Origin of the sequence: Spongiibacter nanhainus (assembly GCF_016132545.1) — a bacterium.
GTDB classification, from domain to species: Bacteria; Pseudomonadota; Gammaproteobacteria; order Pseudomonadales; family Spongiibacteraceae; genus Spongiibacter; species Spongiibacter nanhainus.
Map to the genome: position 1 here is coordinate 2,407,591 of NZ_CP066167.1, position 16,409 is coordinate 2,423,999.

At 58.4% G+C, this 16,409-nt stretch carries 15 protein-coding genes; 2 read left to right on the forward strand and 13 right to left on the reverse strand.

All coding sequences use genetic code 11. The features are described from left to right. Positions 1 to 5: 5 nt before the first annotated feature. The 6 genes from I6N98_RS11075 to I6N98_RS11100 form a co-directional block, all read right to left on the reverse strand. Positions 6 to 1,061 carry an aminotransferase class I/II-fold pyridoxal phosphate-dependent enzyme gene (locus I6N98_RS11075; protein WP_198568428.1) on the reverse strand — a complete coding sequence of 352 codons (1,056 nt, stop codon included), beginning with the start codon at positions 1,059 to 1,061 and terminating at the stop codon, positions 6 to 8. A gap of 12 nt (positions 1,062 to 1,073) precedes the next feature. Continuing rightward, positions 1,074 to 2,039 (reverse strand): CobD/CbiB family cobalamin biosynthesis protein, encoded by a 966-nt coding sequence (locus I6N98_RS11080; protein ID WP_198568429.1) that lies wholly within the window; start codon positions 2,037 to 2,039, stop codon positions 1,074 to 1,076. Positions 2,040 to 2,204: 165 nt separating this feature from the next. Beyond that, complete coding sequence (locus I6N98_RS11085; protein WP_232787315.1) at positions 2,205 to 2,960, reverse strand: amidohydrolase family protein; 756 nt, start codon at positions 2,958 to 2,960, stop codon at positions 2,205 to 2,207. A gap of 354 nt (positions 2,961 to 3,314) precedes the next feature. Then, entirely contained in the window at positions 3,315 to 4,553 is a 1,239-nt protein-coding gene (locus I6N98_RS11090) for a glycosyltransferase (RefSeq protein WP_198568430.1), read from the reverse strand. Between the two features lie 15 nt (positions 4,554 to 4,568). After that, positions 4,569 to 4,967: an NINE protein gene (locus I6N98_RS11095; protein ID WP_420496965.1), complete on the reverse strand. Its 399-nt coding sequence runs from the start codon at positions 4,965 to 4,967 to the stop codon at positions 4,569 to 4,571. Between the two features lie 98 nt (positions 4,968 to 5,065). Further along, positions 5,066 to 5,797, reverse strand: a complete 732-nt coding sequence (locus I6N98_RS11100) for a class I SAM-dependent methyltransferase (protein ID WP_198568431.1) — start codon at positions 5,795 to 5,797, stop codon at positions 5,066 to 5,068. Positions 5,798 to 5,943: 146 nt separating this feature from the next. Here I6N98_RS11100 and I6N98_RS11105 point away from each other — a divergent pair, with 146 nt between their 5' ends. Continuing rightward, positions 5,944 to 6,900: a 2Fe-2S iron-sulfur cluster-binding protein gene (locus I6N98_RS11105; protein WP_198568432.1), complete on the forward strand. Its 957-nt coding sequence runs from the start codon at positions 5,944 to 5,946 to the stop codon at positions 6,898 to 6,900. On the opposite strand, the gene I6N98_RS11110 is transcribed toward I6N98_RS11105, so the two are convergent. The 5 genes from I6N98_RS11110 to I6N98_RS11130 form a co-directional block, all read right to left on the reverse strand. Then, positions 6,887 to 7,312, reverse strand: a complete 426-nt coding sequence (locus I6N98_RS11110; protein WP_198568433.1) for a gamma-glutamylcyclotransferase family protein — start codon at positions 7,310 to 7,312, stop codon at positions 6,887 to 6,889. The two genes, I6N98_RS11105 and I6N98_RS11110, sit on opposite strands and share 14 nt — an antisense overlap. A 48-nt stretch (positions 7,313 to 7,360) precedes the next feature. Beyond that, positions 7,361 to 8,647, reverse strand: a complete 1,287-nt coding sequence (locus tag I6N98_RS11115; protein WP_198568434.1) for an EAL domain-containing protein — start codon at positions 8,645 to 8,647, stop codon at positions 7,361 to 7,363. A gap of 197 nt (positions 8,648 to 8,844) precedes the next feature. Further along, positions 8,845 to 11,019, reverse strand: a complete 2,175-nt coding sequence (locus I6N98_RS11120; RefSeq protein WP_198568435.1) for a 3-hydroxyacyl-CoA dehydrogenase NAD-binding domain-containing protein — start codon at positions 11,017 to 11,019, stop codon at positions 8,845 to 8,847. Positions 11,020 to 11,050: 31 nt separating this feature from the next. After that, entirely contained in the window at positions 11,051 to 12,247 is a 1,197-nt protein-coding gene (locus I6N98_RS11125; protein WP_198568436.1) for an acetyl-CoA C-acetyltransferase, read from the reverse strand. Positions 12,248 to 12,405: 158 nt separating this feature from the next. Beyond that, positions 12,406 to 13,464, reverse strand: a complete 1,059-nt coding sequence (locus tag I6N98_RS11130; RefSeq protein ID WP_198568437.1) for an AraC family transcriptional regulator — start codon at positions 13,462 to 13,464, stop codon at positions 12,406 to 12,408. Positions 13,465 to 13,607: 143 nt separating this feature from the next. Here I6N98_RS11130 and I6N98_RS11135 point away from each other — a divergent pair, with 143 nt between their 5' ends. After that, complete coding sequence (locus tag I6N98_RS11135) at positions 13,608 to 14,249, forward strand: hypothetical protein (RefSeq protein ID WP_198568438.1); 642 nt, start codon at positions 13,608 to 13,610, stop codon at positions 14,247 to 14,249. Here the strand turns inward: I6N98_RS11135 and I6N98_RS11140 are convergent. Together I6N98_RS11140 and I6N98_RS11145 are read right to left on the reverse strand one after the other, a co-directional pair. Further along, entirely contained in the window at positions 14,235 to 15,644 is a 1,410-nt protein-coding gene (locus I6N98_RS11140; protein WP_198568439.1) for a sensor histidine kinase, read from the reverse strand. The genes I6N98_RS11135 and I6N98_RS11140 overlap by 15 nt on opposite strands. After that, positions 15,631 to 16,308, reverse strand: a complete 678-nt coding sequence (locus tag I6N98_RS11145) for a response regulator transcription factor (protein ID WP_198568440.1) — start codon at positions 16,306 to 16,308, stop codon at positions 15,631 to 15,633. Before I6N98_RS11145 ends, I6N98_RS11140 begins: the two co-directional genes overlap by 14 nt. Positions 16,309 to 16,409: the final 101 nt, after the last annotated feature.

The following is a 16,409-nucleotide window of genomic DNA, read 5'->3' on the forward strand; positions in this document are numbered from 1 at the left end:
TATCGCTAGGCCGCTGCCCAGCCACGCCGGGCCAGGGCCGCCACTCGCTGGGCCAGCAGTGTCTCATCGGCAGCCAGCCCCCACCGCAAGTAAGCCATGTCTCCCCGCGAGTATAAACGCAACCACAGGCCGAGGTCTGCGGCCTCACGATACAGCCGCTGCGCCGTATCCAGCGGCAATACCAGGGTGGTGAATAAAGGGTTGTAGTGTATCTCGGCACACGCTCCTTGGAAGTACTCCCGCAGTAACGCGCCCTGTTCTGCGGCGGCCCGCTGCAAATGCTCTCGCGTCTCGGCCTGCCAGACGCGATCCGCCAGGGCCAATTTACCCAGGTGCAGAGCTGGGCCACTGACCGGCCAGGGCCCCAGCTCCCGACTCAGCGCTTGAAGTAAGCGCTCCTCGCCCAATACAAAACCCAGGCGCAAACCCGGCAGGCCAAAGAACTTGCCCAAGGAGCGCAAAATCACCACACCGGGCTCACCACACAGGGCAGATACGTCACTGCCCTGGGAGGCATCGGCAAAGGCCTGATCGACCACCAGCAAACCGCCCTCTGGCAACGCCTGCCGCCACTGGCTAAGCCGCTCTAGGGGCACAACGGATGCCGCCGGATTGTTGGGGGATACCACCACCAAGTGGCGAATCTTGTCCTCCCGTATCCGGCTGGCCAGGCTCTCTTCTTCATCGCGACTAAAGCAACAAACCTCAAAGCCTGCCTGGGACCAACGGTAACGGTGTTCCTCGTAGGCCACATCCTGCATCAATACCCTGCCCGGACTCGCCAGCCGGGGCAGTATCTGAATAGCCCATTGGCTGCCCCCGGTGGCCAGTAATTCAGTTGGCGGCACCCGGTAGTAGGCCGCGGCCATGGCGTAGAAATCGGCGTCGGGCTGGGGGAGTAAAGTTAGCGCCTCGGCCGGCAGTGCCGGCGCCGGCCAGGGCCAGGGATTGATACCGGTAGACAGGTCGATGCTGCCGTCACTGGCGCAGTGGCCGGGCGCGCCGCCGCGCCGACCCGGGTCACCGCCGTGTTGAGGAGTATTCTCGTGCTGATTTACCATTAAATTTGCCGTCTACACTGCCACCATCGCGGCCGCTATTAAAATTAGGGTCGGCATGGCCAACACCAACAGCCAGGCGCCAAGCGAGCGCCGCACCAACCGGCGGACCCGGGCCAAATCCCCAGGCGCCACAGCCCGCCCCCAGCCCAGCGGCGGCCGCACAACGCTCTGCCCCCGGTAGCAGGCCGGGCCACCCAGGACCACTCCAAGTGCAGCAGCGCCAGACGCCATCACCGCCCCGGCGTTAAAGCTCTTCCAGCGCCAGCCCTGAGTGAAGATGCAGTGCCATGTTTTGGCGGGGTAAGGGGATACAAGCGCAAAGGTAAGGGCCAGTAATTGGGCCGGCAGCAGATTTAGCGCATCGTCCATCCGCGCAGCGCAGCGGCCAAAGGCATGATAACGGGGGCTGCGATAGCCCCACATGGCATCCAGGGTATTGGCCAGACGGTGCGCCACCACACCAGCAGGGCCGGCAACAACATACCAAAACAGCGAAGCAAACAGGGCATCGGCACTGTTTTCCAGTGTCGTCTCCACCGTAGCCCCCAGTAGCGCCGGGGCATCCATCGCCGCCGTGTCGCGACTGACGATCATCGCCAGGGCCGCTCTGGCCTGCGGCAGATCAATGGTATCCGGCCTTGCGAGAGCCGCCTCAATCGGCGCCACATGCTGCCCCATGCTCCGCCAGCCGATGGCTAGATACAGTAGCACTACATCGTCGACGTAGCCCGGCCAGCCCCAACGGGCAGACCGACCATCAAGATATAAGACCAGCAGGACAACAGGCACAATCAGTAGCAACCAGCAGGCCGTACCCTTGAGCACCCGCCTGTTGCCGCTGTTAAAGCGACGCTCCAACACTTCGGCAGCGCGTCCAAAGCCAACCAGGGGATGGGCCCGCCGGGGTTCGCCCAGCAGAAAATCCAGAAGCAGGGCCAGCGCGATCACAATGGCTACAGCCCCATCCCAGCCTGGCATTGCCGCTCCTGTTAATTCATTTCGTTTAGTAAGAAAAGTGCCGGGGTGAGTTGGTACGGTGAGTGGCTTAGTGCCACTCAGCACACACCCCATTGCAGAGGAGAGGCACTGTAATGAAGGCTCGCGGGGGGCGCAAGCACACTCACTCCATCAAAAGGCTCGCCCTTAAACTTCCAGGCGATAAAACTCCCGGCCATTTTCCCACAGCACCTTGCGGGCGCCGGCATCCCCCAGGGCATTACCGATAATCTCGATATCGACGGCATTGAAGGGTCGTGGGGAGCGGGTGGAGGGCAAGTCGGTACCGAACATCAGTGCATCGGGATTGATATCGTAGACCCGTTTAACCACCTGGCTTACGGCAAAATCCACCCGCCCAAAGCCGGTGGCTTTGACTCGCACGCCCTTCTCAACCAATTTGTACAGCAGCGGGAGCCCGGCTTTGCTGAGGCCGAGATGGTCGATACTGACGGCGGGAAGCTGGCACACAGCCGCCTGCATGTGTTCCAGGGCCTCACAATCGGCATACAGTTCAACATGCCAGCCCACCAGCTCGTGAACGCGTTCGGCAAACGCCTGGAGATTGTCCAGCGAGTCGGAGACCCCCCTTCGAATATTAAACCGCAGCGCCCGCACTCGGTGGCCGTCCAGTTCGATCAGCTCATCATCACTGACACTGACAGGCAGCTGTGTCACACCGACAAAACTCGGCCCAAGGTTGTCCAGTGCGGTGATCAGGTAACTCTGGTCGTAGGCCTGAAACGATCCTGATACCACCGCGCCACCGGCGACACCCAGCTCGGCGGTGCAGCCCACATAGTCATCAACGGTAAAGGCCGGTGGCATATAGCCTTCATTGGCAACCAGCGGAAAGGCGGGGTCGATGATATGCAAATGTGAGTCAAAGATCATTTGGTCCATACCACCCATTCTCCTGTTCTGAGTCATCGCCCGTGCTGGGAAATCAATAGACATTGGGCGATTCTGAGCGGCAACACATAAAGCGTACTTTATTTGCGTTACTTGCCGTGCTTACACAGCGAGCCCTGTCTGAGCGCGGCTCGGTGCTTCAAGGCCGCAGTACATTTGTTATTGTTAGTCTTCCAACCATGGGAACAGCCGGCATTCACAACTGTCCCACCGATCTGCAAAACTGGCAGAATCCCCCCACAATTGCAATCTCAGTCAACTTTATCACCGCGCTACTGCCCAGCATCACTGCGTTGTGAAGGGGCGAGGCAAAAATAGAATCGTCGACACGCCAGCCGGCTTACTTCACTGTTGAGCCTGGGAACGGCTCTTGGCCTCAATCCATTGAGAAAAATACTGGTGGCTGCGCAGAGAATGGTGGCGCAGCATCCGGCCGGTAAAATTACTCTGGCGATGGGCGTCCAAGCCCGCGCGCAAAGCACTGATAGTGCGATCAAACTCCGCCTTATACCGGGCCTTTTCAAACCCCTTGCTCACGATCCCTTCTGTTCGATCCGCAGCGCTTTGCCAGGCGGATTGATCGCGATATAGGTGCAGGATTGCCTCGGCGAAGGCCCTGGGCTCATCGGCCACTTTGCCCGGCCAGTCGAGTGCCTCGGCCATCCCCTCCGCGCCCACCGAGGTGGTCACTGACGGTGTCGCCCATTCCATTGCCTCGAGGAGCTTGCCTTTTTGACCGGCACCGAAGCGCAGCGGCGCCAACGACAATCGTGCCGAGGCCGTGACAGCCGCCGCGTCGGGCGCCCAGCCCTGTACCAGAAGGCCGGCCTTTTCACTGTGCAGAGCCTGGGCTTTGGGTGGCGGATAGGCGCCGTAGATATGACAGCGGATATCCGGCGCCAAACGCCGTACCTGGGGCCAGATCTCCCGCGCCAGCCACTGCAGACCGTCCCAATTGGGCCGGTGGCGAAAGTTGCCCACCACTACGCAGTGTTGGCGCTGGTTATAGTCCATTGGCGACAAGGTTAGCCCTTTAGTGAACAGGGGAAGGTACAGCAATTGACGCTTTGTGATGCCAAAGCGGCTTTGTAGCAGCGCAATTTCTGCCCTGGAGATCATCAGCGTCAGATCACTGCGCCAGATGGACGCCACCTCCCTAAGGCTGACATCGCCCTGCCAATCATCTTCTTCCGTGACCCCAATGGCGCGGCCGGCTACTATCGCGCGGCGACGGGCCTCCCGCAGACAGTGCAGGTCCTGAGTATCCAGTATTCGCAGCGCATTGGGGCAGACCTTTTCCACCCGCCAGGAGTACTGCTCCTCAGTCATAAAGCGATCAAAGATCACCACATCGGGCTCAAGCTCGGCAATGTAGCGATCAAAGCTACTGCAGTTGAGGGCAATTTCTGTGGGGGTGATCGCCAGTTCAGCGGGGAACTCGGCCAGCTCAGACAGGGCTGCCGCGCAGGCAAGGTGAAGCTCGGCACCTAAGTCAGCGAACAGGTCCAACACCGAGAGGGTGCGGCGCCCCGCCGCCGATGAGCGGGGCTCTGGCCAAACGTGGCCAATCAGCAATACACGCATCGCAGCAGGGAGCCATTAGGAGCGAAACAGGGCGGCGTTTTTTTCACTGATTTGACGGTTGAGGGTCCAATAATCGTAGATCACGCCCAGCAGCAACACACCGCCAGTGAGCAGATAGAGGATGCCGGTTACCCACTTACCCATATAAAAACGGTGTAGACCGAACACACCCAAGAATGTCAGCAGTATCCACGCCACGGTGTAGTCGGTGGCACCGGACACATAGCTTCGATCCGCGCTGCGGTCCATACCGGGTATCAAGAAAAGGTCGACAATCCAGCCGATCAGAAACAGGCCTAGAGTAAAAAAGTACAGCGTCCCGGTGATAGGTCGACCGTAGTAAAACCGGTGCGCTCCCATAAACCCGAACACCCACAGGATATAGCCCACCACCTTGCTGTGTGTATTGTTCACATCCCGACCCCACTTAAAGTTGTTGTTCAATACTTTTAACTAAGCCACTGGTGCTACAGCTTATGGCATTCTGCTCATCAACTAAAGGGGCAGGACGGCTAAAGCACAGTAGGCTGTGGCTCCGCGATCAACACCATCGACAGAGGCCGCCGGGTTTGCGGGTCCAGGGGTTCGCGAAGTGCCAGCAGGCGAAGCCCGCAACCCCCCAGCAGTGCCAGCCAGCTTCCCAGAGGGCGAAAATACCAGGGTGCCGGGTTGCGAAAGCGCTGATCAAAGCCCTGCCAACTCCCCTCTCGCCAGCCTTCTGTGTAGCCGTCATCGGGGCAGGCAAAGGCCGGGTGAAGGGTCTGAATCACGCAGCGGCCGCCCGGGTGGAGGGCCCGACCCGCGGCCGTCAGCACGGCGTCGATCTCCTCACCCAGCAGTGAAAAATTAAACACCACGGCATCCACCAACTGGGGCCAGCCTGCCTGGGCAAACTCGCTGTAGCTAAGCTGCTGAAACTCTCCACCGCCGCTTTCCCGGGCCAGGCGGATCAACTCCGCCGTTGCATCAAGGCCGGTGCAGTCGACACCTCGCTGTGCCAGGGCCCGTACCAGCCAGCCTTCGCCACAGCCCATATCCAGGGCCGATAGAGGTGTGCCCGTCATCACGGCCTCCAATACCGCCTTGTTGGTCACCGACTCCCGGCTGGCGATCGCCCCCTCTCGAATGGCGCCGGTCCAGGCAGCGGCATTGTCCTGCCAGGAACTCAGAACACGCTGTTCCCAATGCTGGGTTGTGGCTTCGCGCTCTGCGGGCGGAGTCCCTGGATTACCGTTGTCTTTCACCGTCAGCTCCGTAAACTAGATTCGTCTTTTTATGCCGTATAGCCGGTTTCAGCCCTGGCGCTAACTTTGGGCGTGCAGTGGGCGTGTGTTTACCCTGCAAAACCCGTCTGCGACCGTATTCTATGTAGTAGCCAACGAGAAGTAGTATGTCCAGCCCAGCGCTTCACGTCGTATTTGATGGTCAATTGTTTCCCCTCGCGCCCGGCGATAGCGTGCTGGACGCTTTGCTCAGAGGTGGCGTAGCCATTCCCTATGGCTGCCGCGCTGGAGCGTGCCACAGCTGCCTGCTGCGCACCGATGACCGGCCTCTGCCCGCAAACAGCCAACGGGAGCTCACCCCCAGGCAGGTTGAGCTGGGTTGCTTTCTGAGTTGCCAGCTGCGCCCCCAAACGTCCTTGTCGGCCCAGCGCTTGGCTGAAGCCGATTTTGCCACCCCGGCAGAAGTCGTCGGTCTGGAGCATCTTAGCCCAGGGGTATTGAAATTATCACTGGCTGCCCGGACCCGCTGGCAAGCAGGACAATATTTCACGGTGCTGCTGAACGACGATACTGCCCGCTGTTATTCACCGGTTGCCTCATCCCGCCACAGCGAACTGCTTGAATTTCACATTCGCTATCGCCAACACGGTGGCTTTAGTGGCCGCCTGCCCGATATCGCCTACCCGGGCGCGACACTGCGCCTGCAAGGTCCGTTTGGTCACTTCACTCTGCGGGACCCGCACTCTGACAAACCTACGGTATTCATCGCCCAAGGGACAGGCCTAAGCCCGATTCTCGCCCTGCTTGAGGAATGGCAGCTCAGCCAGCACAATGCCAATGGGTTTCTTCTGGCCGAGGGTATCGAAGGAGAGCAGGCGCACTATCTCGGTAGTCGGCTGGCAACACTGGGGCAACAGAACGAAGCTTTGACGCTGGACCTGCGCCCTTCAGGTAGCGATTGGATTGCGGACTCCCTGACTAAACTGCCGGAGTTACAAGGTGCGGCAGTCTATATTTGTGGCGACGGCCAGTTTGTCGCCAAGGCCCGAAAGGCCTGTTTTATGCGGGGCGCGTCTCCAAGGCAGATTCACTGCGAAATTTATCTAGATTTCAGCCCTCAGTAGCGCGATATGTTGCGCCGAACAGGCTCTCAAATCGGGCCTTTCCGGTTTTCATAAAGGTCTCAAAATCCCAGGGCTCGTCACCCAGCAGATGGTAAAACTGGGGACGAAATACATAGCAATAGGCTTGCAGTGTGCCCTCCGGCGGGGTGAATACCGACACGCCTTGGCGACGGTAATACACCCCCTCAAAGGCGTCGAGCCTCGCTAAAGCCGCACCACTAATGCCCCGGTAGAGTATGCCCGACACCTCGCTCCCTGGCCGCGGAATCATACCCGGATACACCTCTCCCGTGACGCTCAAGCGACGAAAACCATCGACCATCGACGGCTCGCCAACCAGCGGGTAGCCGCAGACCGCAGACATAATCTCTGCGCACATCAGGCTGCCATAGGTAAATACTGTGTTAGACATAATCTTTGAGAGTTTTGTAGCCTGGCGTCATCTGCCGGCAAGCGGGCCTTAAACTTCCAACTCCGCTAATTGTTGGTCGCTGAAGTAACTGAAATCGGCAAACAGAATACGGTTGTCGCTGACCATGACCCCCAGCGTTTGGCACAACTGCCCACTGGCGATATCCCGATAGATACTGGAGCGGACCGGACTCATCTGGGGTTTAATGCGGGCTAGAACCTGGTGGAAATAAGGCCGGGAACAACGGTTATGACCGATGGTACTGGGGTCGACCCGCCAGGTATCTTCTGCCTTTGCACCAACGCCCTCTCCTCCCCCAGCACCGACACCACTGCGGGGTTCGTAGTTTGGCGACTCCTGAAAGCCATCGGTCCGACATATATAGAATCGAATCAAACCTTGCGGAGTTGTCGGGAGCGCACCCAGCGCTATCCGGCCCTCCTCTATAAGGCTACACAACGCGATCAGATACTGTTCTACGCCTTCAGTGAATCGCTGTCTTACCCGTTCGACATGCACTTTGTCGTCCATATATTGGCGTAAAAATGGATTGAGTCGCGCCGCTGGCTCATCAGCATCAATCAACTCCGCCTGGGGCTGCCAAAGGTAGTAACCCTGAAGAAAACGGGCGCCGTGATCCAAGGCAAAGCGCAGCTCCTCCTCATTTTCCACCCCTTCACAAAGTAAGTCACAGCCGTTGCGCTGAGCCAGCTGGGATATGCTGTGAAGCACATCCTGTAAAACCCCTCCGGCCATAGCCCGCTTCAGCAGCATCATATCCAGTTTGATGATGTCCGGTTCCAGGGCGACCAGGCGACGCATATCAGAGTGGCCGGCGCCAAAATCATCAATGGCTATCCGCATGCCTTCCTGACGATAGCGATCCAACAGCCGTTGCATTGACGTGTGGTCACCTGAGCTTTCCACAATCTCGATCACGATCCGCTGTGGATCTAGGCCGGCCTCCCGCACCATTTCGATGGTGGGTACCGCATCGCCGACGCCAACATAGTGCATCCACTCGGGAGAGATATTCAGACTTAGGAAAGTGTCGTCAGAACAGGCCGAGAGCCTCTCTATCGCCTGCCGGCGAATACTGCGGTCGATCTCTCGGAGAGTATTGCGATCGATGGACGGATCGCTGAATACCGGCCCCAGACTGATCACCGCGCCGTCGTCATCACGGCTGCGTGCCAAGGCCTCGTACCCCGCGACCGTGAGCCGACTCACGTCCACGATAGGTTGAAAAAACGGAAAAGGCTCACCCTTCATGTCGACAATACCGCCCAGTTCAAAGCAATCGGTGTTGATAGCACAATCCCCGATGGTATCCAAATCGGGGAACTACCTAACCGCGCGCCTCAAGTCCAGTGCGATACGTGTCCAACGCAAACCGTATCCGACAAAGTACTGTCCATCCCGGTGCAAGGTTAGCAGCGCGGCTCAGCGCCGGGGACGCCGACAAAAGGCCCCCAGTGATCTCGACATTGCGTCGCAATAATCTACAGGGTCTGGCCGCGCCGCGCCACTTTTTACAGGAAGGACTCTCCCGTTTCGGCGCGGTTCGCCAACAGCGCCGGCACCGCGAAAACGTCGCCGTAGCGTTCCTGCAACTCTTTTGCTCGGGCGACAAAGGCCTTTAGCCCATAGGCGTTGATAGCCTGGAATACCCCGCCGGTTTGAGCCGGGAAGCCGATGCCCATTATCGAGCCAATATTGCCGTCACCGATATTGTCGATAACGCCCTCTTCCATAGCCCGCACCGCCTCCAGACACTGGCACATCCACAGACGGTCCTTGATGTCCTGATAGGGAATATCCGCATAGCCCTGTGGCGCAAACGCCGCTTTTAGGCCGGGCCAAATGTGTTTGCTCGCCCCTTCGGGGTAGTCGTAATAGCCACCGCCGTGAACTTTGCCCAGCCGTCCAAACTCATTGACCATACGATCCAATACCCTGGACGCCGCATTTTCCTGCCAGGTTTGACCTTGGGCTTCGGCATCAGCTTTGGCCTGGAGGCCATTTTTGTAGGCTGTTTGCTGGCTGATTTCATCGATCGCCGCCAGTGGCCCGACTGGCGAGCCGTTATCCCGAGCGGCGGATTCGATCAACACGGGATTAACGCCACTTTCCAACATCTCGGCGCCTTGAGATACCGTTGTGGCAATCACCCGAGTGGTAAAAAAGCCAGGGGCATCATTGACGACGATGGGTGTTTTGCCCAGTTGCTGGGCCAAATCAAAGGCTTTTGCCAGGGTGGCATCAGCCGTATCCTTGCCGCGAATAATCTCGACCAGCGGCATTTTTTCAGCCGGGGAAAAGAAGTGCATGCCGATGTAGTTCTGGGGCCGGCAGCTGGCCTCGGCTAACTCTGAAATCGGCAGTGCCGAGGTGTTAGAAGCCAGCACCGCGCTTTCATTGAGTACCGCTTCACATTCCTCGGTCACCTTAGCCTTCACACCGCGATCTTCGAACACGGCCTCGATCACCAGGTCGCAGTGGGCCAGGTCGGCATAGTTTTCAGTGGCCACGATCCGGTCTAAGTAGGCTTGGGCTTTGGTTTCGTCCAGCTTCCCCTTGCTGATCCCTTTCTGATAAAAGGCATTCGCATAGGCTTTGCCCTGCTCGGCACGATCCAGGCTGACGTCTTTTAACACCACCTTAATGCCCTTTTGCGCGGCTACGGTGGCGATGCCTGCCCCCATCTGTCCGGCTCCGAGAATACCTAAAGTTTTGCAGCTACTGGGCTCAATGCCTTGCGGGCGACTGGCACCCTTGTTGAGCGCCTCCATCTGCACAAAGAAGGCCGTCATCATATTGCGGGCCGTCTGATCCAGTAGCAGGCTGAGGAAATATCGGCCTTCGATTTTCTGCGCGGTATCAAAATCCACCCGGGCACAATCCACCACACAGGCAAAGATCGCATTCTGGGCTGGCATCAGATTTTTAGTCTGCCCCATGACGTTGGCGGGGCCAAAAAATATCAAGCCTTGGTTAGCGTCGTCATCCGGCAGACCACCGGGCATACTGTATCCGGCCCTGTCCCAAATCTGTTGTACCGGCTCGTCCTCACCGGCACGCGCCTTGATCCAGGCTTTAGCTTTGCTGGCCAGTTCTTCTTCAGAGTCGGCCAACTCGTCAATCAGGCCTTTCTCCAGGGCTTTTTCACTTGGCAGACGCTTGCCTTGGCTGATAAGGCCTATCGCTTCCTGCATCCCCAGCAGGTAGGTCATACGCACCACACCACCGGCGCCGGGCATCAAGCCGATCATTGCCTCGGGCAATCCCACTTGCACACCTTTAAGGGCAACCCGGTGATGACAGGCCAGGGCTATCTCAAAACCGCCCCCCAAGGCCGGCCCATTAATTCCCACGGCGACCGGGACGCCGAGGGTTTCCAGAGTACGCAACGGTGCTTTGGTGGCCATAACGCCGTCGTACATCCGAGCTTTTTCCTCCGCGGGCGGGTTCAGGTCCATCGCCAGCATTTCATCGACATCGCCACCGGCAAAAAACTGCCCAGGCTTACCGCTGCGCACGTAAATGCCCGTCACACCACCGGCATCGACCCGTTCGCTCAATTCCCGAATACAGGCCTGCATGGCCTCGTCGTATTCCCGCCCCATGGTATTGACGGTTTTGCCGGGCTGATCAAAGATTAATTCGATGATGCCATCGGCGTCTTGCTGTAACTGTATGTAGCTCATATCTGTTGTCTCCGGTTCCCGCGTGGCCGACTCAAACCCGTTCGATGATGGTGGCAATGCCGATCCCACCGCCGGCACATAAACTCACCAAGCCCCGCTTCAGATTGCGGCGCTCCAGCTCATCCAGCACGGTGCCCAACAGCATCGCACCGGTAGCACCGATGGGATGCCCCATCGCTATCGCGCCACCGTTGACGTTGATCTTTTCGTCAGGGATATCGAGCGCCGCCTGATATCGCAACACCACCGAGGCAAAGGCCTCGTTCAGTTCAAATAGGTCAATATCGGCAACAGACAAACCGGCCTTGGCCAGGGCTTTCTCGGTGGCCGGTGCCGGTCCGGTTAGCATGATGGTGGGCTCGCTGCCGGTTACCGCACAGCTGACAATCCGCGCCCTGGGCGTGAGTTGATTGTCTTTGCCGGCCTGTTCACTGCCCACCAGCACCAAGCTGGCGCCATCGACAATGCCGGAGGAGTTACCCGGGGTGTGGACGCAGTGGATATCCTCCAGCTGCGGGTAGCGCAATTTAGCAACGCCACCGTGACCAAAGTCGTTAAACATTTTGAATGCGGGCTTGAGGGTGGCCAGCGCATCCAGAGAGGTCTCGCGGATCAGCTCGTCCCTATCCAGAATGCTGACACCGTTCATGTCCACCACCGGCACCATCGATTTAAAGTAGCCGGCATCCCGGGCAGCAGCAGCGCGCTGTTGGGAGCGCAGCGCATAGCTATCGACATCCTCGCGGCTAAAACCATCGAGGGTCGCTATCATGTCGGCGCCGAGCCCTTGGGAGATAAAGTAGGATTTCATGGCCACCCAGGGGTCGCCGGTTGCACCACCACTGGCGCCGATACCCAGCCGCGACATGGATTCAACACCACCCGCTGCAACCAAATCCTCAAAGCCCGCCGACACCTTCGCCGCCGCCATATTGACCGCATCGAGGCCGCCCGCGCAGAAGCGGTGCAATTGCGCCCCCACTGCTTGATCGCTCCAGCCGGCATAGATCAACGCCGCCTTGGCGATGTTCTGCCCCTGTTCCTTGACCGGCTCACCACAGGCCAGTATCAGGTCTTCGACTTGAGAGGTGTCCAGGTCGTGACGCTGCTGCATGGCGTGCAGTAGGTTGCTGACCAGATCAATGGGTTTGACCTCGTAGAGGGCACCGCCGGGCTTACCTTTGCCTCGGGGCGTGCGGATTGCATCGTAGATAAATGCGTCTGCCATGGGATGTGCTCACTGATTGCTACCAATGGCGCCCCACTCTACCCAGCGGGCGTCAGTGAACAATGACATTAGGGGTCAAGGAGATAACAAAAACCGATGACCAGCTGAGCGCTTCACAGCCAGTTTGCAGACATAAGCCCCAGTTGAGGCGTGTTGTGCTATTGCGCCCCTTCTCCGGCGTCGCGCTCCTGTTGCCGGTACTCACCGGGCGTCATCCCGGTCCATTTCTTAAAACAGCGGTGAAAGGCCGATGGGTCGGTGAACCCCATCAATGCCGCGATGGCATTGATGGACAGTTCGGAGTTGCTGAGATAGGCCACGGCGGCATCGCGACGACACTCGTCTTTAAGCTGCTGAAAGGTGGTGCCCTCTTTTTTCAGACGCCGCCGCAAGGTCGGCGCCGACATATTCAACGACTCGGTAATACGCTCAAAACTGGGAAAGCCCTGGGAAAAATCCTGGCCGATCATTGCTCTCACCCGCGCCACAATACTGCCGTCATCCCGGTTGTGCTGCATGACCATTAACGGATAGGGCGCGGCGCGGAGAAACTCCTTTAAGCTGCGCTCATTCTGTACCAGGGGATAAGACAAATAGCGGTTTTCGAACACAAATTCGTCCCGCAGTTGGCCAAAATATACCGGGCAATCAAACAGAGCCTGGTACTTGGCAATACGGCCCCGACCCTCGGGGGCCTGTCCAGCAAACCGGACTTCCTTGAGGTCGATACTGCCCCCCACTAACCAGCAGAAAAAGCGGTGCCAAATGCACAGGCCGTAGACATCGGCCAGATCCACTTTGTCGCCAGCAAAGCCCTTTTTGACGCTGCCGTAGCCCACTATCGCATTGTCTTTGCGGGTATCCAGGTGGATATGGGCATCGGAGTTAAAAAAGATGCGGAAAAATTCGCAGGCCCGGCGAATCGCCTTACCCAGGTTCTCGCAGCCCAGCAGGCAGTAGCACATCATCCGGAACGCCCCCGGAGACACGCTGTGCCCCAGCATCAGCCCAAAGGCCTGGTCCTGCAACAGGCTGAGTACCTGCTGGTACAAGCGGGTGTACTGCATGGCGGATATGCTGGCCTGGTAATCCGCGCCCCGGGGATTGAAAGGGTTGAAGGAGATACCTGCCGATTTGAGAATACCGTTGTGGTCGTATCCCCGCTCGGTGGCCAAGCTTAACAGCGATTTTGCGTAGCGGGTGGGGACCGCTTCCATATCGAGATTACTCAGTGTCCGCTCCGTTTATTGCTGGTTATTGCGAAATGGGTTGTGGAATAGTAACACTCGCTGATTTAGTCTGGTAAGTTATTAGAACGAATGCCACGGGAGCAGCCATTACGTGATGGCAATCCAGGACAATGACAGACGCGCGATATGACCTTTATCTAAGCGGAGAACTGGCGCTCGGTTGCGACCGAGAGGCCGCCTTGCGCCAGCTGTCAGCGCTCTTTAAGCGTCCCCCGGAGCAAGTGCAGAAATTGCTCGCAGGGAAAGCCACCCGCATTCGCAAAGCCCTGAGTGAAGACGAGTTAAATCGCTACCAACAGGGTTTTGACAAGCTGGGCATATTAACCGAGGCCCGACTCTGCGAGCCTGAGAAGACCCAGGACAGGACCGCCGCCGCGATTGCCGAGCACGCGGCCGCAGCCAGCAGTGAGCCCCTGGCACTGACCCCGGTCGGCACCCCCGTTCTCCGACAGCAAGAGCGCCCCGCTCAAGCCAAGGCAAATATTGACGTCCCCGATCTCAGTCTTTCCAGCGTGGGCAGCCAACTTTCAGAGTCCAGACCCACCACAGCCATTGCACCTGACACCAGCCACCTTAGCGTCGCAGAGGCCGGCGCCGATCTAGGCGGACAACACCAGTCAGTGGAGCGTGACCTGGATGCCATGACCGCCAAACTCAGCGTTGCCGAAGTCGGCACCCCCCTCCGCGAGGCCAAGGCCCCGGCGCCGGTGTCGGCGCCGAATACCAGCCATCTGGCCCTAAAGGACGGCTAACGCCGGCTCTGCAGCCCGGGCCGTTCGCGGCAGGCGTACCACAACTCTGAGTCCCGGATGGTTGTCCTCCAACAAAATTTCACCGTCGTGGAGTTTTACCACTGCCAGCACCAGGCTGAGCCCCAGACCATTGCCGGGATGGCGCCCCCGGCTGCTTTCAACCCGGAAAAAGCGCTGAAAGACCTTATCGCGATCGGCCCGGGGAATGCCCTCGCCGCTGTCCGCCACCGCGATGCGGTAATAGTCCGGCTCGACCGATAGGCCCACATGAATGGTGCCACCGTGGGGCGTATATTTAATGGCGTTGTCCACCAGATTGGCGACCGCCTGAAACAGCAGATTGCGATCGCCGTTGATGCTACCCACCCGGGCCAACGCGGTTTGGAAGTGCTGATCCTTGTCGGCAGCCAGGGGCTCGTAGAGGTCCACGACGTCGGTAACCAGGGTGCACAATTCCACGGCTCCAAAACCAGAGCGGCGATTACCAGACTCCACCTGGGCAATCCGAAGTAGTGCACCAAAGGTCCCCAGCAGGCCGTCCGCCTCTTCCAACAGTCCGGCAATCCGATCACGCAACTCGGGAGAGTCACACTCGGTATGGAGCTCGCTTAACTGATTGCGAAGCCGAGTCAGCGGTGTACGCAAATCGTGGGCAATATTGTCCGAGACTTGCCTGACACCATTCATCAACACTTCGATCCGGTCCAGCATCTTGTTGACGTTTTCCGCCAAGTGTTTCATGTCGCCGCGGGCGTGGGACGAGTCCACCCGCTCGGAGAAATCCCCCATCATGATGCGGCGCAAACTGGTATTGAAGTTCTCAATCTGGCGAAGGGTGAGGGCCGCGGTGATTGCACCGCCGATGGTGCCAACAAAGATGGTGGCCACCATGCTGCGGATCAACGCCCCCGCCACCAACTTGGTGCTGTTCAGCACATCAGCATAATGGCGGGCCACCATAACGTGCTCGCCACTCTCCAACTGAATCGACCGGGCAATAAACTCAGTGCCTACCGGATCGGTAATACTGGTCAGTGTCTCTAAATCAAAGCCCTGCCAGCCGCTGCGGTATTCAGTGGTATCGGGCCAGCGATCCAAATTGCCAGCTATTTTCTGTTTGTTCTCGTCGCCGACAAAATAGAAAAAACGGATCAGGCGCTTGGGTCCGCCGTGTTCAGCGACAAAACTGTCCACAGCCGGCACCCCGCCTTGCTGGTAGGCGGTAGTGAGCTGACTGAGCTCGTCGTTGACGGACTGGTGGACCTCTTTGAAGAAGTCGTAGGCAATGAAGGCGTAAATGGTGGTTAACACCAGAAACACCGATACACTCAGCCAGGCAACATAGCCCACCAGAAAGCGAAAAGTGAAACTGCTGAAAATCTTAGTCAGCAGCATCGAGCATGTATCCCGCGCCGCGTACGGTATTCAACAACTGCCGGTCAAAGCCCTTGTCGATCTTTTGCCGCAAACGGCTGATATGGACATCAATAACATTGGTCTGGGGATCGAAATGGTAGTCCCAGACATTCTCCAACAGCATGGTCCGGGTCACCACCTGCCCGGCATGGCGCATCAGATACTCCAACAGCTTATATTCCCGGGGCTGTAGATTGAGGACCTGACCTGAGCGGGTCACCTTGTGGGCCAATAGGTCCATCTCCAGGTCGGCCACTTTCAATCGGGTCACCGTTGAGCCGGTTTCCTGGCGTCTTAGGATCACTTCTATGCGAGCCAGCAACTCGGCAAAGGCAAAGGGTTTGACCAGATAATCATCGCCGCCGGCCTTGAGGCCTTTCACCCTGTCGTCAACTTCACCCAGTGCGCTGAGTATGAGTACCGGGGTATTGTCGTTTGAGGCCCGCAGCGTCTGAATAATGGTCAAACCGTCCACGTTGGGCAGCATTCTGTCCACAATCAGCGCATCGTAGGTCTCTGCCGTCGCCTTCACCAAGCCGGTCTTGCCATCGTCGACATGATCGATCTGGTAGCCGCTTTCCCGCAGCCCCTTGACGATGTATTCGGCCACGCTGGCGTCGTCTTCTATCAATAAAATGCGCATTACTTCACATTCCTGTTATTCGGGCGGTTGTTGTTGTTTTGCCTTATCACCAGGCAGTTTGCCGGCTGGCGCCAGGCACGTCCGTAGCCTTCCCCAATGAC

Bases quoted from the DNA above. Each gene is read 5' to 3' on its own strand.
- I6N98_RS11080 (WP_198568429.1), bottom strand. From the start codon at position 2,039: ATGCCAGGCTGGGATGGGGCTGTAGCCATTGTGATCGCGCTGGCCCTG.
- I6N98_RS11135 (WP_198568438.1), top strand. From the start codon at position 13,608: ATGACAGACGCGCGATATGACCTTTATCTAAGCGGAGAACTGGCGCTC.
- I6N98_RS11145 (WP_198568440.1), bottom strand. From the start codon at position 16,308: ATGCGCATTTTATTGATAGAAGACGACGCCAGCGTGGCCGAATACATC.
- I6N98_RS11130 (WP_198568437.1), bottom strand. From the start codon at position 13,464: ATGGAAGCGGTCCCCACCCGCTACGCAAAATCGCTGTTAAGCTTGGCC.
- I6N98_RS11090 (WP_198568430.1), bottom strand. From the start codon at position 4,553: ATGCGTGTATTGCTGATTGGCCACGTTTGGCCAGAGCCCCGCTCATCG.
- I6N98_RS11125 (WP_198568436.1), bottom strand. From the start codon at position 12,247: ATGGCAGACGCATTTATCTACGATGCAATCCGCACGCCCCGAGGCAAA.
- I6N98_RS11140 (WP_198568439.1), bottom strand. From the start codon at position 15,644: ATGCTGCTGACTAAGATTTTCAGCAGTTTCACTTTTCGCTTTCTGGTG.
- I6N98_RS11120 (WP_198568435.1), bottom strand. From the start codon at position 11,019: ATGAGCTACATACAGTTACAGCAAGACGCCGATGGCATCATCGAATTA.
- I6N98_RS11085 (WP_232787315.1), bottom strand. From the start codon at position 2,960: ATGGACCAAATGATCTTTGACTCACATTTGCATATCATCGACCCCGCC.
- I6N98_RS11075 (WP_198568428.1), bottom strand. From the start codon at position 1,061: ATGGTAAATCAGCACGAGAATACTCCTCAACACGGCGGTGACCCGGGT.
- I6N98_RS11105 (WP_198568432.1), top strand. From the start codon at position 5,944: ATGTCCAGCCCAGCGCTTCACGTCGTATTTGATGGTCAATTGTTTCCC.
- I6N98_RS11110 (WP_198568433.1), bottom strand. From the start codon at position 7,312: ATGTCTAACACAGTATTTACCTATGGCAGCCTGATGTGCGCAGAGATT.